Source organism: Endozoicomonas sp. ALB115 (assembly GCF_049310245.1).
Lineage (GTDB): Bacteria > Pseudomonadota > Gammaproteobacteria > Pseudomonadales > Endozoicomonadaceae > Endozoicomonas.
On sequence record NZ_JBLYZG010000002.1, the window covers coordinates 71412 to 95640 of the forward strand.

28 protein-coding genes are annotated in these 24229 nt (G+C 47.2%); 5 read left to right on the forward strand and 23 right to left on the reverse strand.

Annotated features, from left to right (window positions below; all coding sequences use genetic code 11):
- Positions 1 to 95: 95 nt before the first annotated feature.
- The 3 genes from ACO6VE_RS01380 to cutA (ACO6VE_RS01390) form a co-directional block, all read right to left on the reverse strand.
- Complete coding sequence (locus ACO6VE_RS01380) at positions 96 to 680, reverse strand: DJ-1/PfpI family protein (protein ID WP_422459327.1); 585 nt, start codon at positions 678 to 680, stop codon at positions 96 to 98.
- Positions 681 to 775: 95 nt separating this feature from the next.
- A complete protein-coding gene (locus ACO6VE_RS01385; protein ID WP_101746508.1) occupies positions 776 to 1063 on the reverse strand; it encodes a helix-turn-helix domain-containing protein in 288 nt (95 codons plus the stop codon).
- 112 nt (positions 1064 to 1175) lie between these two features.
- Positions 1176 to 1487: a divalent-cation tolerance protein CutA gene (cutA, locus tag ACO6VE_RS01390; RefSeq protein ID WP_422459329.1), complete on the reverse strand. Its 312-nt coding sequence runs from the start codon at positions 1485 to 1487 to the stop codon at positions 1176 to 1178.
- 115 nt (positions 1488 to 1602) lie between these two features.
- Between cutA (ACO6VE_RS01390) and ACO6VE_RS01395 the strand changes: the two genes are divergently transcribed.
- Complete coding sequence (locus ACO6VE_RS01395; RefSeq protein WP_422459331.1) at positions 1603 to 1944, forward strand: hypothetical protein; 342 nt, start codon at positions 1603 to 1605, stop codon at positions 1942 to 1944.
- Positions 1945 to 2133: 189 nt separating this feature from the next.
- On the opposite strand, the gene ACO6VE_RS01400 is transcribed toward ACO6VE_RS01395, so the two are convergent.
- The 6 genes from ACO6VE_RS01400 to ACO6VE_RS01425 form a co-directional block, all read right to left on the reverse strand.
- Positions 2134 to 2718 (reverse strand): DJ-1/PfpI family protein, encoded by a 585-nt coding sequence (locus ACO6VE_RS01400; protein ID WP_422449279.1) that lies wholly within the window; start codon positions 2716 to 2718, stop codon positions 2134 to 2136.
- Between the two features lie 5 nt (positions 2719 to 2723).
- Complete coding sequence (locus tag ACO6VE_RS01405; RefSeq protein ID WP_422459333.1) at positions 2724 to 3269, reverse strand: FlgO family outer membrane protein; 546 nt, start codon at positions 3267 to 3269, stop codon at positions 2724 to 2726.
- The gene (locus ACO6VE_RS01410; protein WP_422449275.1) at positions 3269 to 3937 is read right to left on the reverse strand and encodes a hypothetical protein; all 669 of its coding nucleotides are present in this window, start codon (positions 3935 to 3937) and stop codon (positions 3269 to 3271) included. The genes ACO6VE_RS01405 and ACO6VE_RS01410 overlap by 1 nt, the downstream gene beginning before the upstream one ends.
- Before the next feature lie 327 nt (positions 3938 to 4264).
- Positions 4265 to 4576 (reverse strand): divalent-cation tolerance protein CutA, encoded by a 312-nt coding sequence (gene cutA / locus ACO6VE_RS01415; protein WP_422459335.1) that lies wholly within the window; start codon positions 4574 to 4576, stop codon positions 4265 to 4267.
- A 127-nt stretch (positions 4577 to 4703) separates the two neighbouring features.
- Entirely contained in the window at positions 4704 to 5762 is a 1059-nt protein-coding gene (locus tag ACO6VE_RS01420; protein ID WP_422459337.1) for a methyltransferase domain-containing protein, read from the reverse strand.
- A gap of 37 nt (positions 5763 to 5799) precedes the next feature.
- On the reverse strand, positions 5800 to 6660 hold the full coding sequence (locus ACO6VE_RS01425; RefSeq protein WP_422459339.1) for an MIP/aquaporin family protein: 861 nt from the start codon (positions 6658 to 6660) through the stop codon (positions 5800 to 5802).
- Between the two features lie 1257 nt (positions 6661 to 7917).
- On the opposite strand from ACO6VE_RS01425, the gene ACO6VE_RS01430 reads away from it, so the two are divergent.
- Together ACO6VE_RS01430 and ACO6VE_RS01435 are read left to right on the forward strand one after the other, a co-directional pair.
- Positions 7918 to 9297, forward strand: a complete 1380-nt coding sequence (locus tag ACO6VE_RS01430) for a DEAD/DEAH box helicase (protein WP_422449265.1) — start codon at positions 7918 to 7920, stop codon at positions 9295 to 9297.
- 119 nt (positions 9298 to 9416) lie between these two features.
- A complete protein-coding gene (locus tag ACO6VE_RS01435) occupies positions 9417 to 10154 on the forward strand; it encodes a GNAT family N-acetyltransferase (protein ID WP_422449263.1) in 738 nt (245 codons plus the stop codon).
- 84 nt (positions 10155 to 10238) lie between these two features.
- On the opposite strand, the gene ACO6VE_RS01440 is transcribed toward ACO6VE_RS01435, so the two are convergent.
- The 8 genes from ACO6VE_RS01440 to ACO6VE_RS01475 all read right to left on the reverse strand — a co-directional run bounded on the left by ACO6VE_RS01440 (position 10239) and on the right by ACO6VE_RS01475 (position 18553).
- Positions 10239 to 10982 (reverse strand): NYN domain-containing protein, encoded by a 744-nt coding sequence (locus ACO6VE_RS01440; RefSeq protein ID WP_422449261.1) that lies wholly within the window; start codon positions 10980 to 10982, stop codon positions 10239 to 10241.
- 179 nt (positions 10983 to 11161) lie between these two features.
- Entirely contained in the window at positions 11162 to 13402 is a 2241-nt protein-coding gene (locus ACO6VE_RS01445; protein WP_422449259.1) for a hypothetical protein, read from the reverse strand.
- Between the two features lie 165 nt (positions 13403 to 13567).
- Positions 13568 to 14146, reverse strand: a complete 579-nt coding sequence (locus tag ACO6VE_RS01450) for a lysophospholipid acyltransferase family protein (protein WP_209203321.1) — start codon at positions 14144 to 14146, stop codon at positions 13568 to 13570.
- A gap of 113 nt (positions 14147 to 14259) precedes the next feature.
- Entirely contained in the window at positions 14260 to 15297 is a 1038-nt protein-coding gene (dapD, locus tag ACO6VE_RS01455; RefSeq protein ID WP_422449257.1) for a 2,3,4,5-tetrahydropyridine-2,6-dicarboxylate N-succinyltransferase, read from the reverse strand.
- Between the two features lie 30 nt (positions 15298 to 15327).
- Positions 15328 to 15672, reverse strand: coding sequence for an ArsC family reductase (locus tag ACO6VE_RS01460; protein ID WP_422459341.1), 345 nt, complete (start codon positions 15670 to 15672; stop codon positions 15328 to 15330).
- Between the two features lie 149 nt (positions 15673 to 15821).
- A complete protein-coding gene (locus tag ACO6VE_RS01465; protein ID WP_422459343.1) occupies positions 15822 to 16721 on the reverse strand; it encodes an NgoMIV family type II restriction endonuclease in 900 nt (299 codons plus the stop codon).
- On the reverse strand, positions 16718 to 17734 hold the full coding sequence (locus tag ACO6VE_RS01470; RefSeq protein ID WP_422459345.1) for a DNA cytosine methyltransferase: 1017 nt from the start codon (positions 17732 to 17734) through the stop codon (positions 16718 to 16720). Before ACO6VE_RS01470 ends, ACO6VE_RS01465 begins: the two co-directional genes overlap by 4 nt.
- 240 nt (positions 17735 to 17974) lie before the next feature.
- Positions 17975 to 18553, reverse strand: a complete 579-nt coding sequence (locus ACO6VE_RS01475; RefSeq protein ID WP_422459347.1) for a hypothetical protein — start codon at positions 18551 to 18553, stop codon at positions 17975 to 17977.
- Positions 18554 to 18857: 304 nt separating this feature from the next.
- Here ACO6VE_RS01475 and ACO6VE_RS01480 point away from each other — a divergent pair, with 304 nt between their 5' ends.
- Positions 18858 to 19835, forward strand: a complete 978-nt coding sequence (locus ACO6VE_RS01480; RefSeq protein ID WP_422459349.1) for a DUF726 domain-containing protein — start codon at positions 18858 to 18860, stop codon at positions 19833 to 19835.
- A 3-nt stretch (positions 19836 to 19838) separates the two neighbouring features.
- Here the strand turns inward: ACO6VE_RS01480 and ACO6VE_RS01485 are convergent, their stop codons facing one another.
- The 6 genes from ACO6VE_RS01485 to ACO6VE_RS01510 form a co-directional block, all read right to left on the reverse strand.
- Complete coding sequence (locus ACO6VE_RS01485) at positions 19839 to 20738, reverse strand: hypothetical protein (protein WP_422459350.1); 900 nt, start codon at positions 20736 to 20738, stop codon at positions 19839 to 19841.
- A 5-nt stretch (positions 20739 to 20743) separates the two neighbouring features.
- Positions 20744 to 21487, reverse strand: a complete 744-nt coding sequence (locus ACO6VE_RS01490; RefSeq protein ID WP_422459352.1) for a DUF3944 domain-containing protein — start codon at positions 21485 to 21487, stop codon at positions 20744 to 20746.
- A 216-nt stretch (positions 21488 to 21703) separates the two neighbouring features.
- Positions 21704 to 22027, reverse strand: coding sequence for a DUF4236 domain-containing protein (locus tag ACO6VE_RS01495; protein WP_422459354.1), 324 nt, complete (start codon positions 22025 to 22027; stop codon positions 21704 to 21706).
- Positions 22008 to 22199: a hypothetical protein gene (locus ACO6VE_RS01500; RefSeq protein ID WP_422459356.1), complete on the reverse strand. Its 192-nt coding sequence runs from the start codon at positions 22197 to 22199 to the stop codon at positions 22008 to 22010. Before ACO6VE_RS01500 ends, ACO6VE_RS01495 begins: the two co-directional genes overlap by 20 nt.
- Positions 22196 to 22441 (reverse strand): hypothetical protein, encoded by a 246-nt coding sequence (locus ACO6VE_RS01505; protein ID WP_422459358.1) that lies wholly within the window; start codon positions 22439 to 22441, stop codon positions 22196 to 22198. The genes ACO6VE_RS01500 and ACO6VE_RS01505 overlap by 4 nt, the downstream gene beginning before the upstream one ends.
- A gap of 54 nt (positions 22442 to 22495) precedes the next feature.
- Positions 22496 to 22936: a DUF1499 domain-containing protein gene (locus ACO6VE_RS01510; RefSeq protein WP_422459360.1), complete on the reverse strand. Its 441-nt coding sequence runs from the start codon at positions 22934 to 22936 to the stop codon at positions 22496 to 22498.
- A 281-nt stretch (positions 22937 to 23217) separates the two neighbouring features.
- Here ACO6VE_RS01510 and ACO6VE_RS01515 point away from each other — a divergent pair, with 281 nt between their 5' ends.
- The gene (locus ACO6VE_RS01515; protein ID WP_422449572.1) at positions 23218 to 24186 is read left to right on the forward strand and encodes a pentapeptide repeat-containing protein; all 969 of its coding nucleotides are present in this window, start codon (positions 23218 to 23220) and stop codon (positions 24184 to 24186) included.
- Positions 24187 to 24229 lie beyond the last annotated feature (43 nt).

Consider the following 24229-nt stretch of genomic DNA (forward strand, 5'->3'; position numbering starts at 1 on the left):
TCTGGGAAATCCAGGTGATTGGTTTTTACTGTAATCACCTGGCATCATAGTTAAGTTTACTGTTTTATCTTTTCCAAAAGCGATCCTTCATACTGTCACGCCTTTTGCCAGTCGAAATCCATTTGTCTGGCGGTCTTTTCTGCCAGCGCCTCACTGTGTAAGCGACTGACAATATGCAGGCTCATATCAATACCCGCAGAAATACCCGCTGACGTGATAACAGAGCCTTCATCCACCCAACGGACGTTGCTGATAACGTTGAGACCGGGGAACTGTGTTTGCAAATCCGGGATATCTTCCCAGTGAGTGGTGACATTCTGCTGGTTACGCAGTAAACCGGCTGCCGCCATCAGGAAAGCGCCGGTACAAACTGAAGCGTTCAGCCTGGCCTGTTGTCCCTGAGAGTAGATCCATTGTAATACACCGGGTTTATCCATTTCTGCGTTGTGCACACCACCGACAACCACCAGCAGGTCAATTGAGGGGTGGTTGTGAAACCCGTAGTCCGGTTGAACCCGGTAACCTCCCCTGGCAGTGACCAGATTGCCGGATTCACTGACCAGAAAAGGCCTGAAGGCTTTTCCGTTGGGAGAGAGGCGTGCCGCAGTGGCAAACACTTCAAAAGGACCAGAGAAGTCCAGGACTTCAGCCTGGTCGTAAATAAAAATACCTGTATTCATTATTATTAAATATCTTCGGATTAGTTGGTAGAAGTGGTTGTTGGTTGATTTTCAGACAAATGCTGGACACTCTGGCAAACTATAACAAATGCCCATTAACGGAGATTCTCAAAAACCTCAGGATGCTGTTCGACAACTCGCAACAGAGCTTTTGCAGGCCCCTGAGGATTCCGCCGTCCCTGCTCCCAGTCCTGGATTGTCCGAACACTGACTCCCATAAAAGAAGCAAAAGCCGACTGGGACAGCTGGAGCTTTTCCCTGATCTCTTTGGCAGGTGACGGCTCTGATAAGACGGTCGTTTTCAGCTTTCCCTTACCCGCCTTAAATGCCTTGATCTCATTCAGGCCATCGAGGATTTCCTGACCAATATCTCGTTCATTCATCGTTTATAGCCTCCGCTATCTTTTTCAGGATATGACCAGGAATACTTTCACGCTCCGACTTGCGATATAAGGTCAAAAGTCCTTTTTACTGAAGAATACTATCCGACTCTCTTTACCGGCCGATGACCGCCGTTTCCTCCCTTACCCAGTCAAGGTACTCTGGCAGGCCATTTTCAATGGGTATCTGAATAATCTGTGGCACATCATAGCTGTGTTCAGCTTTCAGGTATTGCTCCAGTGCCTGATAACGCTCACAGGTGGTTTTAATCCGAAGCAGTACTTCCGGATCCGACTGGACTTCACCATCCCATCGATAATGGCTGTGGATTGGACTGCTCTGAACACAGGCTGCCAGGCTCTGTTCGATGATGGCCCTGGCATGGATGTCGGCTTCCTGTTGATTGGGGCAGGTGGTCAGAACCATGCAGAAACCGCTGGATGGTTTTATGGGCATTTGGCAACCGGTTAACAATATTACTAATAGCGGAAAAAAAGCGCTGTAACTCACTGGCCTGGTAATCTATCAGGTTCATGGATCAGTGGATAGGGCTTCAACAGCAACCGCCAGTTGTGCAATCAGTCCCATTATCAATGACGGCCGGGAGACAGTTGAAAGGGCCATAATGGGTCTTCCGGTTGCCATGCACGGTAAAGTGGCTGCTATAGCGAGTATCCTGCACCATGGCTGCGGTATTGCCACAGACCAGCATCGGTTTGCCATTGATAAAGCGATGATGGTCGTCCAGTTGGAAAAACAGATACGATACTTTTTGGAAAACTCCAGCAGCGGTATTACAGTACACTTCAGAGCCTTGAATAATGGAGGCTTAAATGCCTCAGACAATCCTCCTGACTTTATCAGCGTGATAATCCGCCGGTAGGGGAAAACCAGAAATTCACTGGCCTTCTGTGGGATCTTCTGATTTTCATAAAGGGCTGCAAGATTATGCATGGCAGCAATCCACGCCATCATTAACTGAGGATTATCCAGATATTTGAACTATTTTGAGATCAATTGGTCTAGTTTTGATGCTGTGTTTATCTTTTCCTGAAAGCGGTACTTCATACTATCAGGCCTTTTGCCAGTGGAAATCCATTTGCCTGGCGGTCTTTTCTGCCAGCGCCTGACTGTGTAAGCGATTGACAATATGCAGGCTCATATCAATACCCGCAGAAATACCCGCTGACGTGATAACAGAGCCTTCATCCACCCAACGGACGTTGCTGATAACGTTGAGACCGGGGAACTGTGTTTGCAAATCCGGGATATCTTCCCAGTGAGTGGTGACATTCTGTTGGTTGCTCAGTAAACCGGCTGCCGCCATCAGGAAAGCGCCGGTACAAACTGAAGCGTTCAACCTGGCCTGTTTTCCCTGAGAGTAAATCCATTGTAAAACACCGGGCTTATCCATTTCTGCGTTGTGCACACCACCGACAACCACCAGCAGGTCAATTGAGGGGTGGTTGTGAAACCCGTAGTCCGGTTGAACCCGGTAACCTCCCCTGGCAGTGACCAGATTGCCGGATTCACTGACCAGAAAAGGCCTGAAGGCTTTTCCGTTGGGAGAGAGGCGTGCCGCAGTGGTAAACACTTCAAAGGGACCAGAGAAGTCCAGAACTTCAGCCTGGTCGTAAATAAAAATACCTGTATTCATTATTATCAGTAACGACGGTTGCTCACTAATAAACGAATATCTGCGTCCATTGGAATCTGGAAATCGGCAGTGGAAATAACACGTTTTGTACTGGTATCAATCATTCTTGCGCTGATATAGACAGTTGAGCTGCCAACAGCATAGGTGCCAGTTACAATAGCATCAGCATTATAGGACTTACTGAGATTATCCAGATTTCTTGAAAGACTGAACTCTCCAGCCTTGAAGTCATCAATAAAAACGCTATCCCGCATTTTGATTTCGATCAAATCATAACCAATATCAGATAAAGCGGATGAAAGCTGTTCTCCAAGAACACGACCCAGAGTAGTCGTATTACTAAGCTGGTTAATATCTGCAAGACTTGTCGAAAGAATAGTAGCCCCGACCGGTAATTCATCCTGCGCCTTTTTAGCCATGGCAGTCGCTGCCAGTTGGCTGATTTTTACCAGATCAATTCTTTCTGTTCTTTTGTGGCTTTTGTTTGAGCACCCTGCTATCAGAACGGTAGAAAGCAGTGCAATGATAATTTTTGCAGTGAGTGACTTCATTATTTTTCTACTCCCTGTCCATCATTTTTGGTCAGATTAACAACTGCTGACTTTTTGTACTGCCGCATAGCCATATCAGGAATATAGTAGGAATTAGTTTCTGAAAATTGAATCTGGTAGTCGTCGACAATACGGGCTGTAATCACAACTTCTGTGTTGGTTTTGGAGGGGAATATTTTGCTGACGTCATAAGCTACCGAAAGAGGGATAACGCCATAGCTAATACCTTCAGCAACGCTTAAATCATCACCAAGTTCGGCCAGTGCCCATTGGAAGCCTGCAGTTCCAGTGGTGGCGAAGTTTGTGCCCTTATCTCTATCATTTGAGTGCCTGACAACCTGTGCATCCAGTTCCATTGAAAGGCTGGTAGCACTTGAGGTCATAACCGTTGCGCCGCGCTTGACCAACGCACTGGATAGCTGCTGTGTGAATACTTTGCTGAAAGTTGAGTGACTCTGCTCCAAATCGATATAGACCGGCTGAGACGCAAGGTTTGCGTTAGCCATAATCTGTCCGGATAAATGTTCGGCTATCACTCCCCAATGCTGAGCAGATTGAAGTTTAACCTGAGGACTTTGATCAACGGTTGTTGCTTTAGGGATAGGAGAACAACCCACTGCCGCCAACAGACACGCGACCACAACTGGGTACATAACTTTTCTGTTCACAAATGCATCCTTAACTTTGCTTTTCTCATACCATGCGGCATGTTTTATACTTATTTTACAGGTATACAGCTCAGAAGGATTGTACAGACTCCTATAACTCAGACAAACCAAAAAAGGCAAATGTACTAAATAAAGTATTTGATTTGATCTTGCCAATATAAGTAGCTGGCCATATGGAATCATACATTTCTGGCTACTTGGGCAGGTGCTATGCGAGGCACAACGGAGGGAGCATAGCCGTAGCTATGTGACCGGAGTTGTAACGAAGCAGAGTGCCTGAACAAGGAGTCAGAAATGTATGATTTCATATGGTTAGCTACTTATGTTTTACTGGCCGATGACCACCGTTTCTCCCCTTACCCAGTCAAGGTACTCTGGCAGGCCGTTCTCAATGGGTATCTGAATAACCTGTGGCACATCATAGCTGTGTTCAGCTTTCAGGTATTGCTCCAGTGCCTGATAACGCTCACAGGTGGTTTTAATCCGAAGCAGTACTTCCGGATCCGACTGGACTTCACCATCCCATCGATAATGGCTGTGGATTGGACTGCTCTGAACACAGGCTGCCAGGCGCTGTTCGATGATAGCCCTGGCATGGTCGTCAGCTTCCTGTTGATTGGGGCAGGTGGTCAGAACCATGCAGAAACCGCTGGATGGTTTTATGGGCATTTGGCAACCGGTTAACAATATTACTAATAGCGGAAAGAAAGCGCTGTAACTCACTGGCCCGGTAATCTATCAGGTTCATGGATCAGTGGATAGGGCTTCAACAGCAACCGCCAGTTGTGCAATCAGTCCCATTATCAATGGCTGCCGGGAGACAGTTGAAAGGGCCATAATGGGTCTTTCGATTGCCATGTACGGTAAAGTGGCTGCCATAGCGGGTATCCTGCACCATGGCTGCGGTATTGCCGCAGATCAGCATCGGTTTGCCATTGATAAAGCGATGATGGTCGTCCAGTTGGAAAAAGTGAGGGTGTTCCGGCAGGGTGCCGTTGTAAATGGCCACCTGACCATAGTCTTCACAGATATCTTCAAGGTTATCCAGTTTGAACACCCGAACGGTCAGGGATTGAAAATCGATATTGCCAATTTTCTCCTCGATTTGCTGGTTGGCAATGGTGATCGGGCTGGCAGAAAGCAACCGGTAGTCTGGGTAACCCAGCCCGGTTAACAGACGACGAAAGTCTTCAATATAAAGAGCACCACTAAGGCATTCCCCCATCAGCACCGGGTCATCTTTTAACGAGGCCGGTATTCGCTGACCGGCAAATACATCACTGAAAAGCAGTTCGCCACCGGGTTTCAGTACCCGGAAAATCTCCCTGAACACCTCTTCCTTGTGGGGCGAAAGGTTTATCACGCAGTTGGAAATCACCACATCCATGGAATTGTCTTCTATTCCTGGGGTTTGCAGATCTTCAATATAACCCTGCCTGAAGTCGATATTCGGTTGCTGAAAGCCAAACTTCTCCATCATTGAGGGAATATGCCCGGTGGCCACCATTAATTGCTCGTCGGTCATATCGATACCGATAACCTGGCCCTGTTCTCCTACCAGGCTGGCGAGAATATAACTGTCCCTGCCGGTACCGCAGCCAAGATCCAGTACCCGGCATCCTTCCAGGGCCGATGGGATCGGCGATCCGCAGCCATAAAAACGGTCCGTAATGGCCGGGTCGATCTGCTTCAGGATATCCCGGACACGGGCTGGCATGGTGCCGGGATCGGAACAGCAGGCATTGGTTTTAAGATCCGTGGTGCCGCCAAGAACACGGCCGTAGTACTCCTTCAGGACCTGATGATTACTGGAGAGGTTATGCATTGTTCTCGCCTTGGTTAATGTACATGAATCAGGGGTGCTATTTGTCCGGGATTGTTTTGTCCGGGGTTGTTGTTCTGTCAATTTTGTCAGGTTCTTCCGCTGTCGTGTTTTTCATCAGCGGCTCAACAATACCCATAAAACATAAAGCGGCTATAACTCCCCCGGTAATCGGCCCCACAACATATACGGTCAAAAAACCATAATGCTTATCGGGAAACGCCGCGCGCTCCCAGCCGCATAGAGAGGCTAGCAGTCGGGGTGATAAATCTCTGGCCGGGTTGAGTCCTGCCTGGGTCAGTGGCGCAATAATCGAGATAATGGCGGTGACGGTTAAACCGATAAACAGGGGGGCAAGGGCCTGGTCCGGTCGTCCGGTGTTGCAGCCTTCGGTCAGGACGAGAATCATAAAGACCAGGGCAAAGGTGCCGGTACATTCGGCAAAAAATGCATTGACAGTGGACACGGAGGCAACCTGCCCGGCCATGGGGTTGGGATAATACTCGCCAAACATCATGGCACTGGCTATGGATGACTCAGTGCCACGAACAATGCCATGGGTCAGTTCATACTGCATGATTGAGCTGGAGAAGAGCAGGTACAGCAGGGCGGCTGCCACAAATGCACCGGCAAACTGGGCAACCAGATAGCAGGGCAGTAATGTCATGGACATCCGGCGACTGACCACCATGGCAATGCTTACAGCCGGATTAAGGTGAGCACAGGAGAGACGACGGGTAGCGTATATCGCCAGGGTGACTGCCAGTCCCCAGACCATGGCCACCTGAAAGAGTCCTGCATGGGCAGAAAATAGCACCGTCACGGCCACTGAGCCGCAGCCAAACAAGACGAGGATAAATGTACCTATAAACTCTCCGGCAAAGCCCTTTAGATAATTCATGGGTGGAAGTTGATCATCCTCGTCTCTCTCGTTTGGTTACAGCAACTAAAAACTAGCTGTTTTTTTCTATACTGCAAACAAAATGCTCAGAGGTTTCATCGTTGATTCCAGAGGCCGATCAACCTTCAGAAACGCCATCAGACATTGCAAACCGGAAAATGGCTCAGGCTGAAAAAAAGTTGCTTGTTTTCGGCAAGAAGTTCCAGACACCGCTGAAAGCAGTGGCGAGCCAGTCGTCAAACCAGAAGACCTTCTGGACGGGAGAATAAGAGAAAGACTGCAAGGCATAAAAGTGTAATACCAGGAACAGTTTTCCTTTATCATGGAGAATTTCACTATCAGGAATTGCTGCAACACGGGCAGTAGGGAACCATTGTGTGTTGAAAGCATAGGAAAAAAAATAGGGCTATTCGTCAATGAGTACAAAACTGATGAATGGCTTTTTTTTGCCAACCATAAAGAACCTGAATACCGACATCATTTTTACGCAAGCAATATTATTGTCCATCAATATCGCGTAAGCCCAAATCTCGAAGTTTATCCTGAGTGCTAATGATCAGGAAGTCATCAGTCTAAGGACTGTAAGGTGGTGGCGATTCTATTTCTATAGGAGTGTATACTGGTGGCGGTCCCGGGTTGTGTCGAAACGTCGCCGGGTAATTGTCTGGTTCTACTTCACCGGGTGTTTCTGTCGGTTCAGGGGCATGGGTGATAACCCGGGATAACTGTATTGATGGGGGCTCGGTTGCTATGTGCCGACGCTGAAGACAACGATACACCTCCGCGGCACCCTTACCAACAGGAATACCAACAAGACAACCTACGCCCAAAGTGAAACAAAAAACAGCGAAGCTTGGGTGAATGATCAAACCCGGCACAACAAAAGACAGGCATGCAGGTAGACCTGCAGACAGAGAGACAGCTGTATATTTTGACATTGAAACCGTTCGTCCAAAAACTTGATGCTGACACAATATCTGTTCTGAATTATCCATCTGTTCATTGGCTGCCGCCCCCTGAGGCTGGAGCATTGGCATAGATGTATCTAATGGTCTTGCTGGTTGCATGAAATTAGCCTGAATAACTTGTATCCTTATCAATCAGACTCTGAATACAGAAAAAAGTTCTCTATTCTCAGCTTCCTCTTCTACGAAAAGTTCCCGTGTAATCCACAGAATGATTCATGTGGTAACAGAACAGCGGTAAACTGACGAAATATCAATCATTTTAGTTGTATGGCCCTTAATGAGACATTCCATGACCTTCGCCAACCTCGGGCTTTCCCTGCCGATCCTGCAAGCCATTACCGAACAGGGCTATAAACAGCCTTCTCCTATTCAGGCAGAAGCCATACCGGCGGTTCTGGCAGGACAGGATGTGATGGCGGCAGCTCAGACAGGCACCGGTAAAACAGCCGGTTTTACGCTGCCGATACTGGAGCTGCTCAGTCGCGGCGAGCGGGCAAGGCCCAACCAGGTTCGTGCGCTGGTTCTGACGCCGACCCGTGAGCTGGCAGCTCAGGTAGCAGAGAGTGTTGCCACCTACGGTCGGCATTTGCCAATACGTTCTTCAGTGGTTTTTGGCGGGGTCAAAATCAACCCGCAAATGATGAATCTGAGACGTGGTGCAGATATCCTTGTGGCCACACCCGGGCGACTTCTGGATCTTTACAACCAGAATGCGGTGAAGTTCAAACACCTGGAAGTGCTGGTTCTGGATGAAGCAGACCGGATGCTGGATATGGGGTTTATTCACGATATTCGTCGTATTCTGGCGCTGTTGCCCCAGCAAAGACAGAACCTGATGTTTTCGGCAACGTTTTCCGATGACATACGACAGCTGGCAAAAACCATTGTTCACCATCCGGTAGAGATTGACGTTTCTCCCCGCAATACTACGGCCAGAACGGTCAGGCAGTGTGTGTATCCGGTGGATAAAAGTAAAAAACCGGCACTGCTGACCCGGTTGATTAAAGAGCATAACTGGCAACAGGTGCTGGTTTTTACCCGGACCAAGCACGGTGCCAACCGCTTAACCCGTCATCTGGAAGGTAAAGGCATTCTGGCGGCGGCGATTCATGGCAATAAGAGCCAGGGAGCCCGTACCAGGGCCCTTGCTGATTTCAAAAATAATGACATTACGGCCCTGGTGGCAACGGATATCGCTGCCCGTGGGCTGGATATTGACCAGTTGCCACAGGTGGTGAACTTCGACCTGCCCAATGTGCCGGAGGATTATGTGCATCGTATCGGGCGAACAGGGCGCGCGGGGGCGGATGGTCATGCGGTCTCGCTGGTCTGTGCAGATGAGAGCAAGCAGCTTCGGGACATTGAACGGTTGATCAATCAGCAGTTACCCAGGGAGATGATCTCCGGGTTTGAGCCGGTTAATGAGGTGCCGGTGACTCAGTTGTCCGGTAAGCCACCGAAACCTAAAAAGCCTAAAAAGTCCAGGACTTCTCACAGGCCCGGACAGGAGAGTGGCGGAAACGGTAAGACACCTAAGCAGCAGGCAGGTCAGAGTAATGAAAGGAGAAAGTCCGGGGGAACGGGGTCAGGGCGTGTATTTGCTGAAAACCACCCCAGGCCACGAAGACGTAAAGTGACCAACCCGCAAAGTACTTCTGCTTCTGTATAAATATGCCCTTACTCTCCCTGAGCTCAGGTCGTCAGGCTATGCCGGGGAACTATGCTATCTATTTTAAGTCTAAAAGGTGATGGATCACTAAATGCTTAATTATATGGAGAAATTAAATTATGAACAGCAGTATTTCATTCCCATCAGGCAATCCTTACCGTGGCTCTATTGAGCTCAGTATTGACCCGGCTTCTTACGATGACCCGGGAAAGGAGAAACAGGGCCTGATTGTCCACATTTATACCGATGATTTGCATCTTCGTTCTGTTGAGATTTCAGATCTTAATGATTCAATTCGGCTTCATAGATGTGCTGAGAATATGAAAAACTACGGTGCTGGCAAACCTTGGGAAGACAGCATCTCTGAAAGGCTAGTGCAGAGATGGAGTGATGATTGGAAAAAGGGTAATCCTTTCAGTGGGTTTTCGATTTTTAAGCGTGATGTCAGTGGGGTGCAGGATCCTGAGCGATTTATAGGGCACATCTGCTTCAAATCAGGAGAGAACAATAAGGCATATGTCGGCAACACAGTAGCTGGATCCTCTGAGATGACTTTTATGATTGATAACCAACACTGGAAAAGAGGCTACGGTAAACAAGCGGCTGCAGCAATGGTGAATGGTGTTGCTCCGGAATATCAAAAGCAGGGCTTTAAAGTCACCTGTGCGTTGCCAGATAATACCCGGAAATCTCTGCCTCTGGAGTGGCTGACGGCGACAGTCTCCCCAGAAAATACGGGTTCAGTCAAGATACTCACCGGTTTGGGATTTGAGTTTGAAGGTATCCTGGAGAAACAATTTGTGAAGGGGAAATCCATAAAACACTTTTATGCTAAACCCCTGCCGAAGCCCCTTTGATGATGGATAGCAAAGCGTCCCCTTTGGGTAACCAGGGTGCCTTGGCCGGTGCTGATGAGCAGCCTCTCAGGCTGCACATCACGCTTAATGACCACCATTGTGGATATGGTTACCACGTCGCTTATCACGGACACTCATCTGATTATTGTCCATAACCTGAGTTTCAAACAGGTCTACAGCCCTGATCAGATCGCCCAGTTTTTTATAACCGTAATTTCGTGGGTCAAAGGAAGCCTGGTTAGCGATGACCGCACCGATTCTTCCAAGGTAGGCCCAGCCATCATCGTCCTGCTCTGTATCGATGGCATTGCGGATCAGGTTCATCAGTTTGGTATCGGCTTTCAATTCATGGCCGCTTTTCTTATCGTTTGCAGCGACTTTTTCCGGATCATCACCGGGCTCATCCAGGTAGAGAAAGCGGGAGCAGGCATTCACGAAAGGGGATGGGGCTTTTCGTTCACCAAAGCCGTACACCACTTTACCTGCTGAGAGCAGTCGCATGATCAGTGGTGTAAAGTCACTGTCAGAAGAGACAATGCAAAAGGCGTCCATGTTCCTGGTGTAGAGCGTATCCATAGCATCGATGGTCATGGCCATATCGGTGGCGTTCTTGCCTTTGGTTAAATCAAACTGCTGGATTGGCTGGATCGCGTATTCGTGAAGTTGTTCCTCCCATCCTTTGATGGTGTGACTCTTCCAGTTGCCGTAGGCTCTTCGGATACTGACGACACCATACTTGGCCATTTCAGAGAGGATCTTCTCAATTTTTCTGGCGGGGGCATTATCCGCATCAATAAAGAGGGCGATCTTCTGGTTAGACTCTGCCATTGATACTTCCTGCTACTTATAATTCTTGGTTTATATGTCAACAGTGTCCTCTGATTTGATAAAATTTGCAAAAATACGCCGCTGTAATAATGATGAAAGGTGTTGTTACCAGTGCAGAAGAGCGCTGACTCACACCTTCATTTCTTGCGCGGTGTGGGAGGCAGGCAGGGACGACTCTGTTAACTGCCCCGTTCACGAACTGCTGGCAGCAGGCTCTCAGGGGTATTTTTTATACAGGCACTCCATTCCTTTAAGGTTTCTAAAAGACGTTGGTAGAGTTCTTGCTGTTTTTCAGTTTTTAAATGTGCGCTGAAGTCTTCAAATGCAGACAGCACTATAGCTGTTTTTGCCAGTGCTTCCTGAATCATTTTCAGTTGATTTTCATCGCTGTTGATGTCTTCTGTTGTGCGATGGCTTGATTTAAGCAGATCTTGCTGTCTGTTTTCAAAAGCATTGATGATTTGTGGGAAACAGTGTTGAACTTTCCGGACTTTTTGTATGACCGGATTGAGCGTTTCTCTGGCAACATCCGGACACCAGACATGTGAATTATGCCGGTAAAAACGTATGATCGTTTTAATGTCATCAAATAATTCCGGTACTTTCTCTTTTAATTTTATGGTAGCTTCCGGGTTTGTATCACCTTCTATTGCCAAGAGCTTTGTCAAAAAAGGCATAGGAAATGTCAAAACTGTGGATAAGGGTTGCCAGTTAGGGGCATATTCAAAGTCTTCAGGATGACCTCGGAGTCTTTCAGGCTCTATTATAGGTTTCAATGATAGTTCTTTGGATTTTTCTATCATGTTAATGAAGGCATTTTGAGCTTCAGAAAAATTGGGCGTTCTTTCAGCAGCGCTCATTTGGGTGGGTGGTTTATCTGTATATGGTGGTTTATTGGGCTCCGGGATATCCACTTCAACACGAGGATTATTAGTTCTAACTATTACAGGTTTGATTGATTCTGATTTTATACTTGTGTCCAACCTGTAGAGTGATTTGTTTATTCCAAAGTGTTGTCGGCACGCGTCATATAGTCGGCTGAGTTCATCCTGAGCAGCTATTACTTCTGCACGATCTCTGTGATAGCTGGCTTCAACACTCTCTTCAAGAGGGGCAGACGTTGGATCCGGAATTAATTCTTTCTCTCTCTCCTCAAGTACTGATTTGATAATTTTTTCAAATGCCGGGATGCCTGTTTCTTTTAATAAGTTTTCCTTATCCATTCTGGTAAATTTATTGGCTGTAGAGGACGATGAAAATGTGCTTGTTTTCTTTCTCTTTTTGGGCGAGGCCAGTTGCTCATCACCAACAATTTCCTGGTAGTTTGGATAAGAGCTGCGTTTTCTTAATGAACGGCCTGTGGTTTTCTGGATAGGCTTGTTGTCTTCTTCTTTAACAACATGGCAGGTAGAGGTATTAGGGCTGTCTTCGACAATTCGATTTAACGTTTGCCTGGCAGCTTCACCGGTTTCTGATGGCTGCATGCTTTCCTGCTCTTCAGTGCAAGGGCCTTGATGATCCCAGAAATAAAGCTTGAAGGCAGGATTGGTCTTTGCTTGTTTGTTGGCTACTTTATCTGCATATTCAAAACGTGCAACGATGGCATCAATATGAAATCTGGTTAAACCCGGTGGTGAGCAGGGGGTACCAACAGCTGGATTGTGTAAGGCGGCTTTTAATTTTCGAAGTTTGCACATAAAACGGAAAAGTACGGGATCCATCTTACTGACAATAAGGTCGGTCAGTTTAGTTCTTTTGGTATTTTTGGATGAATGTCGGAAGTTCCAGTAACCCAGCATTGCTTTTGATGCTGGAATGTCAGGGTCTATTTCAGTTTTTTTCATCCATTCAGGGCAGAAATCACCTGAACGATGCTGTGCAGCACAGTTTTCACCATCTTGATCAAAAAAGGTTATGTCTTCAGGGGCAGGCAGCCAGCTTCCGGTGTCATAATATTCTTCCAGATGATTAATTTCTCTTCCGATATCACTGAGTAAATTTAATTTACCATCTGTCAATAACAGATTTATTTTTTTCTCTACCTTTGTTTTTTGTTTATTAGAAAAGCCATTTTCAGTCATAGTAAGATCTATTTTTTTCAATAAGATGATTAGTCGGTTATAAAAAATTCCATGACCATTAAGTATCTCTGTGAGATTGTTATTGAGGGTGCAAAACCTTTGAATTGTGTTTAATTCGACTTTAAGGGCTTCTGGTAAGTCAGTTAAAAACGCCTCTACGGAAAACTTACTGGTACTTTGGGTATTTTCTATAGTGTTGAACGAAGCGATACGTTTTCTAACATGCCGTTGTTCAGTGGTTGGTAAAAATTTTTTTTCTTCTTTTTTTATCTCGAATAGACTTTTTTCAGAGGTTGCATGTTTTGTTGCAGTCGAGTTTGGTAGTGCTGGAATGGTCATGATTTAATTAAGTGGTTATCCGGTTTTTTTATATGGGTTTTATAGGGGTTAGATGCTCTTACTATTAAATAGTTCCATGGTTCTATAAATTTTGTGGAAAGTTATACATCTAAAGATGATAGCTACATGCTGTCTGGTTTCAGTATGCAGCTACGAATAGATGGCCTAAGCAAACTTTTCCGGGTTCTTGCCCGTCATAGGTTGATAAAATTCCTGAATTTTTTTCAGGTCTGACGCATAGTCCCCTGTAGTAAAGAACATAGGGCCAAAACCGCCAACCTTCTTTTTATAATCCAGGAAGCTCAGCGCAATGGGGACTTCAGCACCGTGAGCGACGTGGTAAAAACCACTTTTCCATTGACGAACCTTGTTGCGTGTGCCTTCAGGAGGAATGGCAACGGCCAGGTCTGTGGAGTTGTGGAAGGTGTCGACCATTTGCTGAACCAGACCATTGGCTTTGCTGCGGTCAACCGGAATTCCCCCAAGCCAGGTCATGATGCCGCCAAAGGGCCCCTTGAACAGAGAGTTTTTCCCCATCCAGTAGATATTAATGCGAAAGCAGAAGGCACAGGCAATGATCAGAATAAAGTCCCAGTTACTGGTATGGGGTGCCGCGATAATAACGTACTTCCGGGCATTTGGGCGTTGGCCTTCCAGCTTCCAGCCGAATAGCTTCAGACCAAGGTGGGATAAGAAGCGAAAACAGCTGTTAACGATAGGCGTATCAAAAATCGTATGACGCATTATTATTATTTAAACCTGATCTTAATAAATAGCCCCAGTATTATGCACCGGGGCTATAAGTATGCGCTACCCTTTCTTCAGCGCGCTTTTTTCAATACACAGTCATTGCGGGCTTAATTGTGGGAGTGCAGCTCATCATTCAGCTCAATGGCTGATTTGTTGGTGAGGCATTCCAGGGCTCCGGTCAGGGAGTTTCTGCGGAACAGCAGATCGGACTTGCCTGAGAGATCTCCTGCTTTCACGACTTCAACGACATTTTTCTGATCATCAAGAACCTGAACCTTACTGGCAGCCGTCAGGTAAAGGCCGGCTTCGATAATGCAGCGGTCACCCAGCGGAATGCCCAGGCCGGCATTGGCACCGATCAGGCAGTTTTCACCGACACAGATCACAATGTCATTGCCGCCGGACAGGGTACCCATGGTGCTGCAGCCACCACCAAGATCAGAGCCCTCACCCACCATGACACCGGCAGAAACACGACCTTCAATCATGCTCTTGCCTTCGGTGCCGGCGTTGAAGTTGATAAAGCCTTCATGCATTACGGTGGTGCCTTCACCCACATAAGCACCCAGGCGAACCCGGGCCGTATGGGCAATGCGGACACCGGCAGGGACAACGTAGTCGGTCATTTTCGGGAATTTATCCACGGAGTTGACACTCAGAACCCGGCCTTCTGCCCGGGCCGCCAGCTGACGGGCTGGCAGTTCTTCCAGGTCGATTGCGCCTTCACTGGTCCAGGCAACATTTGGCAGCAGTGGGAAAATGCCCTGAAGGTTGGTGCCGTGTGGCTTGACCAGACGATGTGACAGCAGGTGCAGCTTGAGATAAGCCTCGGGGGTGCTGGTGGGTGCTTCATCGGTTGCCAGAATAGTGATCACACGGGGTTGTACACTTTCTTCCAGGCTTCGGGTGATGGCAGCCAATTCAGTTTGTTCGATATCGACAAACAGGTCTTCCAGTGCGTGCAGGGTTTTGCTGTCAAGCTCAATAAACGTATTGCCACCCTGGTAACCAACCAGTTTGGCAATACTCTCCAGCAGCTCAGGTGCTGGATTGAGAATAGGTTTTGGGTAAAATACTTCCAGCCACTGGTCGTTCCGGTTTTTGCTGCCGACACCAATGGCCAGACTGAAATGCGGTTTGCTCATTTTCATTCCTTCAATTAATCAGAACGTCTGTTATGCCAGCAAGTTGCGGTATTGTTCTTCGGAAAAGCCCAGCAACTTCTGGCTGCCCGTATCCAGTAACGGGCGCTTGATCATGGCGGGTTGCTCCAGCATCAGGGTGATTGCCCGCTCTGCATTAATGGCGGCTTTTTCTTCTTCCGGAAGCTGCCGCCAGGTGGTTCCCCGGCGGTTTAACAGGGCCTCCCAGCCCAGTTCATTGGCCCACTGTTCGATCATGTCTTTCAACAGGCCATCTTTCCTGTAGTCATGAAAGTGATATTCAATACCAGCACCTTCCAGCCAGCGGCGTGCTTTCTTTATGGTGTCGCAGTTGGTTATGCCAAAAATAGTAATCATAATTTTCTACTTTCTTGTTAAACGTAACTGTTTGGTAATCCCATCCAGTATTCCCAATTACCAAGGGCTGTAGCCATATTGAACCAAAGTCCATGTTCTTGCAGCCCTTGGGAATCAAGGGTCAATATGGTTTCAGCAAACAGTTACTGTTAAACAACCAGATCAAGTGGTAGATCGCTGATATCTTTCAACCTTTTTCCATCAACCATAGAGTCCAGCAGGTCAAGGGCATCGTCAGCATCAAGCTCAACCAGAGCCTCACGCAACTCATATAGGGCAAAGTGATAAACACAGTCCAGATCACCAGTACCAAGAGCAAGGGAAGCAATCCTGCTGGCTGTAGGCTCAGAGGTCAGGGATACAATGTGAGGGGAACGCCCTTTTCTTGCCCTGATAAGGCTCAAAGCTTCAGTTCTGGTATTCTGAGACCTGTCAGAACGCATGGTGAACTTGCAAGATACGCTTGCATGAAGAATATGCGCAATGTCGTTCTTATGGTTTGAAGCTCTGAGCATTGCTTGATGACAGGAGTCATCGCCAACAATCTCAATATCATCATTTATTACTTCGTCATCTTCTGGAATTCGAGCGATAATCACGTCAGGAGCAACAGTGTAACCATCACCCAAAAAATTACGCAGCTCTGAATACTCAGAAGCCAAGCGGCCCAGCTCTGCAAGGTGAGTATATTGCTCATACCTTCCGAGAACTGATTGCTTCCTACTATTGATCTTCTGAACTTCCCAGCTCCCCGGCCTAAGGTTGCCCAGCTTCAGAAAGGTATTTTGCAGATATAAAGCACAAGCTTCTTCGAACTCATTACCGAGTGTTTGGCCGTCTTTCTTCTTGCGCTCTACCAGTGTCACGCCTGCTTTCTTTGAAATCTTGGCAGCCAACAGATTTGCCACTAACACGCTATGCTTCTGACCGTTGTCTGCATTGCTGCAAATATAGTCGGCATCAAACTTGGAAAAAGGGGCGTGAGTAAGAATTTCTTTTTCAATGAGGTAGCGGTGAAAACCAGTTCTTTCTTCGGATAGTATACTCATGCAGCACATTCCTTCGGCTCAGCACGTAATGCTTTGATAATCTGCGTTCCAATTGCCTTGGCAACAGGGGGAGGAAAGGCGTTTCCTACTTGACGATAAGCGTGGGTTTTGCTGCCGTAGAAGCTCCAATCATCAGGAAAACCTTGAATTCTTGCGGTCATTCTGACATTCAGGAGGGGCATATTTTCACAGCCTTCTTGAATTGAACCGTCACGCTTCATGGCTCCCTTGAAACCTTTTCCCGGAATCTCATCATCATTGGCCAGTCGATGGGCATTAACCCCCAGCTCACGCCACTGACGTTTGGCCCGAGTCGGCCCGAGGTCAGGCCCGCCATGCTTCTTGGAACCACCAACCAGAGTTGGAGCAATCCTATTAGCTCTCTCTCGCCATTCTTCTGCTCCTTCCCAACCGCCTTCAGATATCAGGTCATACAGTGCATCACCAACAGTGACAATATTTGAAACAGGCTCCGGCCAAGTGAAATGCTGGAAATTGTCTTGATGCATAGCAACCAGAATAACTCTGGGCCTAAGCTGCGGTACGCCATAATCACTAGCTTGGTGCAGTTTCCACTCGCTCTTGTACCCCATGGCGGTAAGCTCGGCGGATATTTTGTCTCGATACCAGCGGAATTTTTCCTCAAACAGTCCCGGGACATTTTCAAGCATTACAGCTCTGGGCTTTACCTTTTTAACGACTTGCAGTGCGGTAGGAAATAGGTCACGCTCATCTTCATGCCCTAACTGCTGACCCGCTTTACTAAAAGGGGGGCAGGGAACACCACCGGCCACAAGGTCGACCCGACCAGCAAAACCAGCCGATAACTTAGCGAACTCCTTGAGATCACCCTCAATGACATCGCCCCATCCGAGACCAAGCTGTTCATTATTAAGCCGTAAGGTTTCACATGCATGACGGTCGATTTCAATAAGCGCTGCATGTTGAAAGCCTGCTTCATGTAACCCTAGCGCCTGACCTCCTGCTCCAGCACACATTTCAATCGCTATCATTTATCGCCTTTTGTAGTTGCCTAAATCAGTTCATTCTAACAAAGAGGCAACCGATAAGAGAATACGGAAGAATAGTACGGTTCATGTCACCAAAATAGCTCGCATATTGAGGGGCTTAAACCGTATAATACGACGTCAGGTTTTTCAGTAGTACTCATAATGAAGGAGACTGTTTGGTTAATAAAGCTTTATTGATCCAGAAAGAGGGCATTTATATATTTTGCCCTCTGAATTTTTGCCTCACTTCATCAAATCATTTTCAGCGTTCAGAAACATTACCAGCTCAATGGCTCGCATCGGCGTCACCTCATAGCCCAGCTTCCCAATTACGCTGTTGTGGAACTCCGGGAAGCGTTCATCTTCGCTCAGTTTTTTCAGCTGATCCAGATAAGTCAGATATTCATCAATACTGTTAACTCTGTACTGATGAGGCTCCTGCTTATGGCAAAAGCGATACACCTTTGAATCCCAGATTGGGAAATGCTCTGGAGCAACAAAGTGCAGCAGTTTTGATGCGCCAACCATCGAATTGTTCACCAGGGCTTTCAGCTGCGACAGGTCGTCATAGCTGAGACTGCCTTCCTGTTTTGCTTTTTGCAAAATGAGAGCTGTGCCTTCAAGAGCACCTGTCTCTTCAGAAATATGAAGGCTGAGAATGGTTGGCATCCAGCCATACACCATATGACTCAGGGCAACCAGCTCAGTGGCTGTGAAGAATTGTATTCCAGATGTAAAACGGACAAGGTGTGAATAGGAGACAATGTATGAATGGTTTGCATCTATCTCTGTGCTTCTTTCCAGTTCAAAAATATCTCTCATTGATTACTCCATTAAAATGTAAGCGCCAGTATATTCGCCGTTATAGCCAGAGCAAACTGAACGAATTAGTTTTTCTGATCTGGTTTTTCCTATCATATGGAGTTCACATCAATGGCCAATCCACAGAACAAGGGTACCACTTGTTGCAAAAATGGGAGGTTCACCTATTGATTGAAACCACCCAAATGGCAACCCTTCCTGCAAGAAACACTGACAAAATAGGTATTCAGACGGAATATCAACCAGAAGTCTTCCATGTCAAAATCACTCGCTTCATAGCAGTAACCTCAGAACATTGCTCCTAATGCCTTCCCAAGCTTATTTTAAAAATCTTCGTTTTACTACTGTGCGCCAGGGCTGTGATCCAGTAATCCTGGTCATCAATGGTTTTTTGTCTGCTTCTGAAAAAGATGTCACTGACTGGCTGAGTATTACCAAACAACTCTACCCCGAGAACCAGGTCGTACATGTTCAGTGGCAGGCTGGCAGCGTAAAAGAAATGGTGCTGGCAGATGGTCTGACTGGCCTGGGGAAAGAGGTGCTCTCAACAACGGCTCGAAATTTATTTAAGGGGGAAATAGTCAGCTCTCTTATGTCTGTTGGGGCTATCGCTGCTGATAAAGTGGCAGGGCACTGGAAGCAGTCAATGGAAAATGCACAACAGGCAGGTGAGCAATTGGCGGAGTATCTTGATGCGAGCTTCACTGGTAAAGATGCCATTCTATTAGGGCACTCACTGGGTGCCAGAGTGATTTATAACACGCTGCTTAATTTAACCAATACAGGTTGTGTGCAAGCCAGCTATTTGTTGGGTGGAGCCGTTTCTTCTGAACATGGGGACTGGCAGCAAGTATGGGAGAAATTGCCATCGCTTACTCTGGTGAATTGCTATAGCAATAAAGATCAGGTACTGAACTGGCTGTATCGACTGGGTACCCTTTTTGGAGACCGGCCCTGCGGCTTGCAGCAGCTGGCAGAGGATAGAAGTAACTCTATCAATATTGATCTGAGTGAACAGGTATCAGGCCATATGGAGTATAAATGCACGACTACTGGCCAATATCTGGCATGGTTTCTAAATACTCAGGTTTTAGTGAGTAATGCCTGCCATATTGCCCAACTTAGTCAGTCAGAAACTCTAAATCTGACGGGTTTATTCGAGAAGAGTGTGCCACCTCAGAATAACGAGGCAGCACATATTTCAGCACCGGTAAAGACTGAAACAGAGCTCAGTCTATCCTTTATAGACAAGTTAAGAGCAGAGCTGAACCTGTATCCCTGAAGGCTATCTGTTATTTTCCAGTCTAATAGGCATCGCAGGAGCCAGAAGCAGATTATTACTGACTGAGTCGAACAAGGCTTTCAGATCGTCCTTTTTCTCATGAAAGCAAAGGGCTCCCGGGTCTGACTTACCCATAATGACCTGCTTTACTCTATCATTACACCAGGCTCTGTAATTGGCCAGTATTCCCTCATAGCGTTTACTGCTTTCTCGCATCAGGTGCTCTGCAAGTGAAAATTTACCGTAGCGATCACACAGCTGACATTCTATGAAAATGGCTTTTGGAAGGATATCAAGCATGGTCGTAATAAAGTCCAGCATATGTGTCAGGTGTTGCTCAGATACCTGGTCAGCAAAAGCCACAAGATTGTCAATCAGCGACATCAACTCATTGCGTTTGATGCTTAGATCCATAATCAGATGATCTGCCATTGTCCGGGTATCATCGACCAGAGCTCTATCCAGCAGTAAAATCCGGGCAGATTCAACCACGCCAAAATACTCGGACATCCTGCTCATAAAGTAGATAATGTTCTGGGAGTTAACGTCCTGAGAAATCAGATCAACTTCGTTTTGCAGTGTGTCGATCTTATTGGCCAGGTATATGGTTTGCACCACAATAGCGCCAACAATAATGCCTGTGCTGACGGCTGTTGCAACCAATGAAGCGGCCTGTGTCCCTTGAACCATCTTCTGAACTTTGGAGATGGCAGAAGTCAGATCATTCAAATCGGCCTGGTCAAGTACGACGGATTTCAACGGCATATGCTGAATAATGCCAGACTTACCGGACGTTTCACTCCAGTAGGCAACACCATCCCGAAGCACGGCACTGCCAATCTGTAATGCCTCAAAAACATGGGGATACACTTTATCCCAGTCAAAAGTAAAAATGGTATTCATGGGTATTAAAAGCCAATTGATTCGTTCAACATCTGCTGCCGGATAGCAGCAATCTGAATAACACAGGGCAGAGTAACGCGAAACGCGGGCCCGGAAATGGCCGGTACCGTCAGCAAACCGGTAATGACCCAGCCAATGGGGCCGGCAGCCACACCGATGACTCGGGAAATACCGACGTTAGTTGCCATTTTAAGGCCCTGACCGGTAATGGCTCTGGCTACCGAGTTAGCGACAATCAGGGCGATCTGGTAAGACATAAAACCACCCATACGAATGGCGACCTGGATAGTGGCTATGGCGGCACCGCCAGTGAGCGACGGGTCTATTTTCATCTGCCTGCGAACTTCCGCCTTCTGTTCTTTTGTCATATCAGACCATGCTTTTTCAAAAAGATGAGCAAGCAGGGACTGTTCAATGTTTATGGTATCGACAGAGTTACTGTAATCGGTTTTTACGCCGACCTTCTTGCAGACATCAATCAGAATTTCACGGTAAGGTACGCCACTGCGTCTGAAGATATTAACAAGGGTGTCGCCACCAAAGTGTTGCAATTCAGCAGCTATTGGCTGCCAGGCTTGTTTATAGTTGCACCCGGCTTTTTTAAACTCAGGGTTCGATGTTAACTCTTCTGTCCAGCGGGAATCTCCATCCTTATCTTTGGTGAGATAGTTCACCAGAATGCTCAGCATCTCGTTATCTGCGTAGCGCAGCATTTCCAGGTCCGCATCATTGCGGTAGCTATGGGCCATAGGGGTACATCTTCAAATAATTTACATCTTTAAACCGATCATGAGGCTTTATGATAAGCAACCTGACCGGCATTCAATGTATAAGGAAAGTAATCCGGGTGTGTGGCTAATCAGTAAGGTTCTGTGTTGCTTCATTACTCTAGGTCGATTTTCCCAGAGATAGAGGCCTATCTTCGACTGACGTGGTTGAATCTGCTTCGCTGACAAAAAGAGATATCATCTGTAATGCAACAGAACAATCCCGCCAATACAGGTTAAAACAAAAAGCCAATGCTTCCAGCTATGCGCTGAAGCGCTATCACCCTCTTCAGCAATGTTTTTGTCATCTGAAAAGTTTTTATGGCTGGAGACTCCCGACCCAGGCACTCCCAATGTTCCCCTGCGAACACCAATACCACTGCCTTTTTTACCTATATTGACATTAGCACCCGGCACACCAGCGGTGGCACTAGTGGTCACACCTCTTTTACCCGACCAGCTCAAGTTTAGATTCAGCCCTTTGGCTATCCTGATACGCTTTCTAAACCTCAGAGCCATCATTCACCTCCTCATCAACTACGGGCTGGAAAAAAATCAATGGCGAAACAACAATGGCGCTTAGCAGAAGTAACGTTCCCCACTCCGCCAGCCCAGTTGGTAGACGTGAAACTTCCCAGTAGCCATGAAGTTGTATTACGAGAGTTGCAAATACCAGAGCAAATATTTTGTTCATTTTATCGCTACCCTGAAGTCAGTGTGTGGATAACCCCAGAATGAATAGTCTGAGATGACTCGGACATCACAACCTTTGCCATTATTCTTGCAATTATTGCGGGCAAATTTCAGAACCTGATTGTGTTTCTTTTCAGCCGCAGACAATTCATTACCCTCGAACTTACTCAGCTTATACACTGGAAAGTCATCAGGCGTCGGAAAATCCGCTTTCACGTCTATGTCAATGGAGATTGTACGCATCAAACCCATTGAAATGATGTACCAGGAGGCTGGTCTATTAACGGGTATTGGGTCCTATTTTGGCTCAGCATCCGGGTCGCTTCCATCACCAAGCGCTGCTCTTAACTTTTCGATACGACGGCGATTGGTACCGAAATCGTAATAGCCGACGCGAGAGGATGAGCGCACATCAACCGTGCCGTTCGGACGAATAATCATTATCAGGTCGTCCTTGAACTTCAGCCAGGGGGTGGTGAACACCGTAATAATGATCTGGTCATTACTGCTGAGAATCTCTGCATTGGGCCAGTTCTGCAAAGTGGCTAACAGTTTTTTCTTGATCCCCTGGGTATCAGACTGATCAAAGGAAAGGGCGGCAATATTCTGTTTGCCAGAAGCGAGGCTGCTGACGCAATTCGGGCTTTCAGGGCAGGTAAGTTCCGGGACGTCAGCGTGTAGCCAATGGCTGGAAAGTAATAACAGTAAAGGCAGGATGTAGTGGGCGGATTTATTCATTGTTGTTGGTTCCTTCTTGCAGATGGTGGTGAAATATATGGCTCCACGTTTTTTCACCCATAGACCCCGGTTTATCGTGGGCGGAGTGTACAAACAGAATTTTCATGGAGTGTCCCACATTGATCAGAGAAGTGCTCAGTGTGTTGAAAAGTTTGCTGTCTGTAAAGTCACCGGCGATGTAAATACCATAATCAGCGGGCCGATATAGTCAGCACAGCAGGGAAGATGATGGTTTTCAGCAGAAACTGTCGTCAGAATACAGGGCCCGGGGTTTGAATCAGGTGCAGAAGACCGAGCATCAGTGCTCTTTTTTCGGACAATATGGTCGTTGCAAAGATGTGGCGGAGTCAGGCAGCCAGCTTTGCTTCTGGCATGATCCTGATGTGGATAAAACCGGAGATGAGGTAAAAGTGAGGCTGGAAAAGAGGGCCGCAACCGGGCTGCCCATGGAAGGATTTATTCTCCGCAGGGCTAATCTGGACAACGTTAACCTGGTGAACCACGGTGGTGGTAAGCCATATCAACTGGTTAACTGCGATTTGAGCAGGGCCAGCCTCTGTAATGGGCATTTTTATCGTGTGGATTTATCGGGTTCCCGACTGTTAAAAGCAGATCTTTCCAATGCCAATCTGCATAGGGCAAATCTTGAAGGCTGTAATCTGCTGGGTGTGAATCTGAACAATAGTCTGCTGGATCATGTGACGTGGGGGGATAAGCTTTATCAGGAGCAGGAAGCTGCCGCCCATCCTGAAAATGCCATGGCGTTATTTGAAGAAGCGGAAGAGTCTGCCAGAAACATTCGCCGACATTGTGAAAACCTCGGCATGATGAGGGAGGCCGGTCATTTTTATTATCGGGAAAGGGTCTTCCATCGGTTGCAGATGCCAAAATGCTCGCGGCAACGGGTGCTTTCTTACCTGGTTGACAGGATCAGTGGCTATGGTGAATCACCGCTGCGAGTGGTGCTTTTTTCCGTGGCTTTGATTGTGTTCTGCTCTTTCCTCTATCTGTTCACCGGGGTTCAGGGTGGTGATACGGTTATCCGGTTCAGCCAGAACCAGGATCTGTTCCAGAACCTCCGGTATTGGCTTGATTGTCTTTATTTCAGCGTGGTGACGTTTACCACCCTTGGCTACGGTGACTTGACCCCGCTGGGGCTGTCCCGGATTGTTGCTGCCTGTGAAGCATTCACCGGCAGCTTTTCCCTGGCGCTTTTTGTTGTCTTGTTTGTAAAGAAGATGATCCGCTAAAAGAGATTGCCACGGAGTCACAGAGACACGGAGAAAAGCAAAA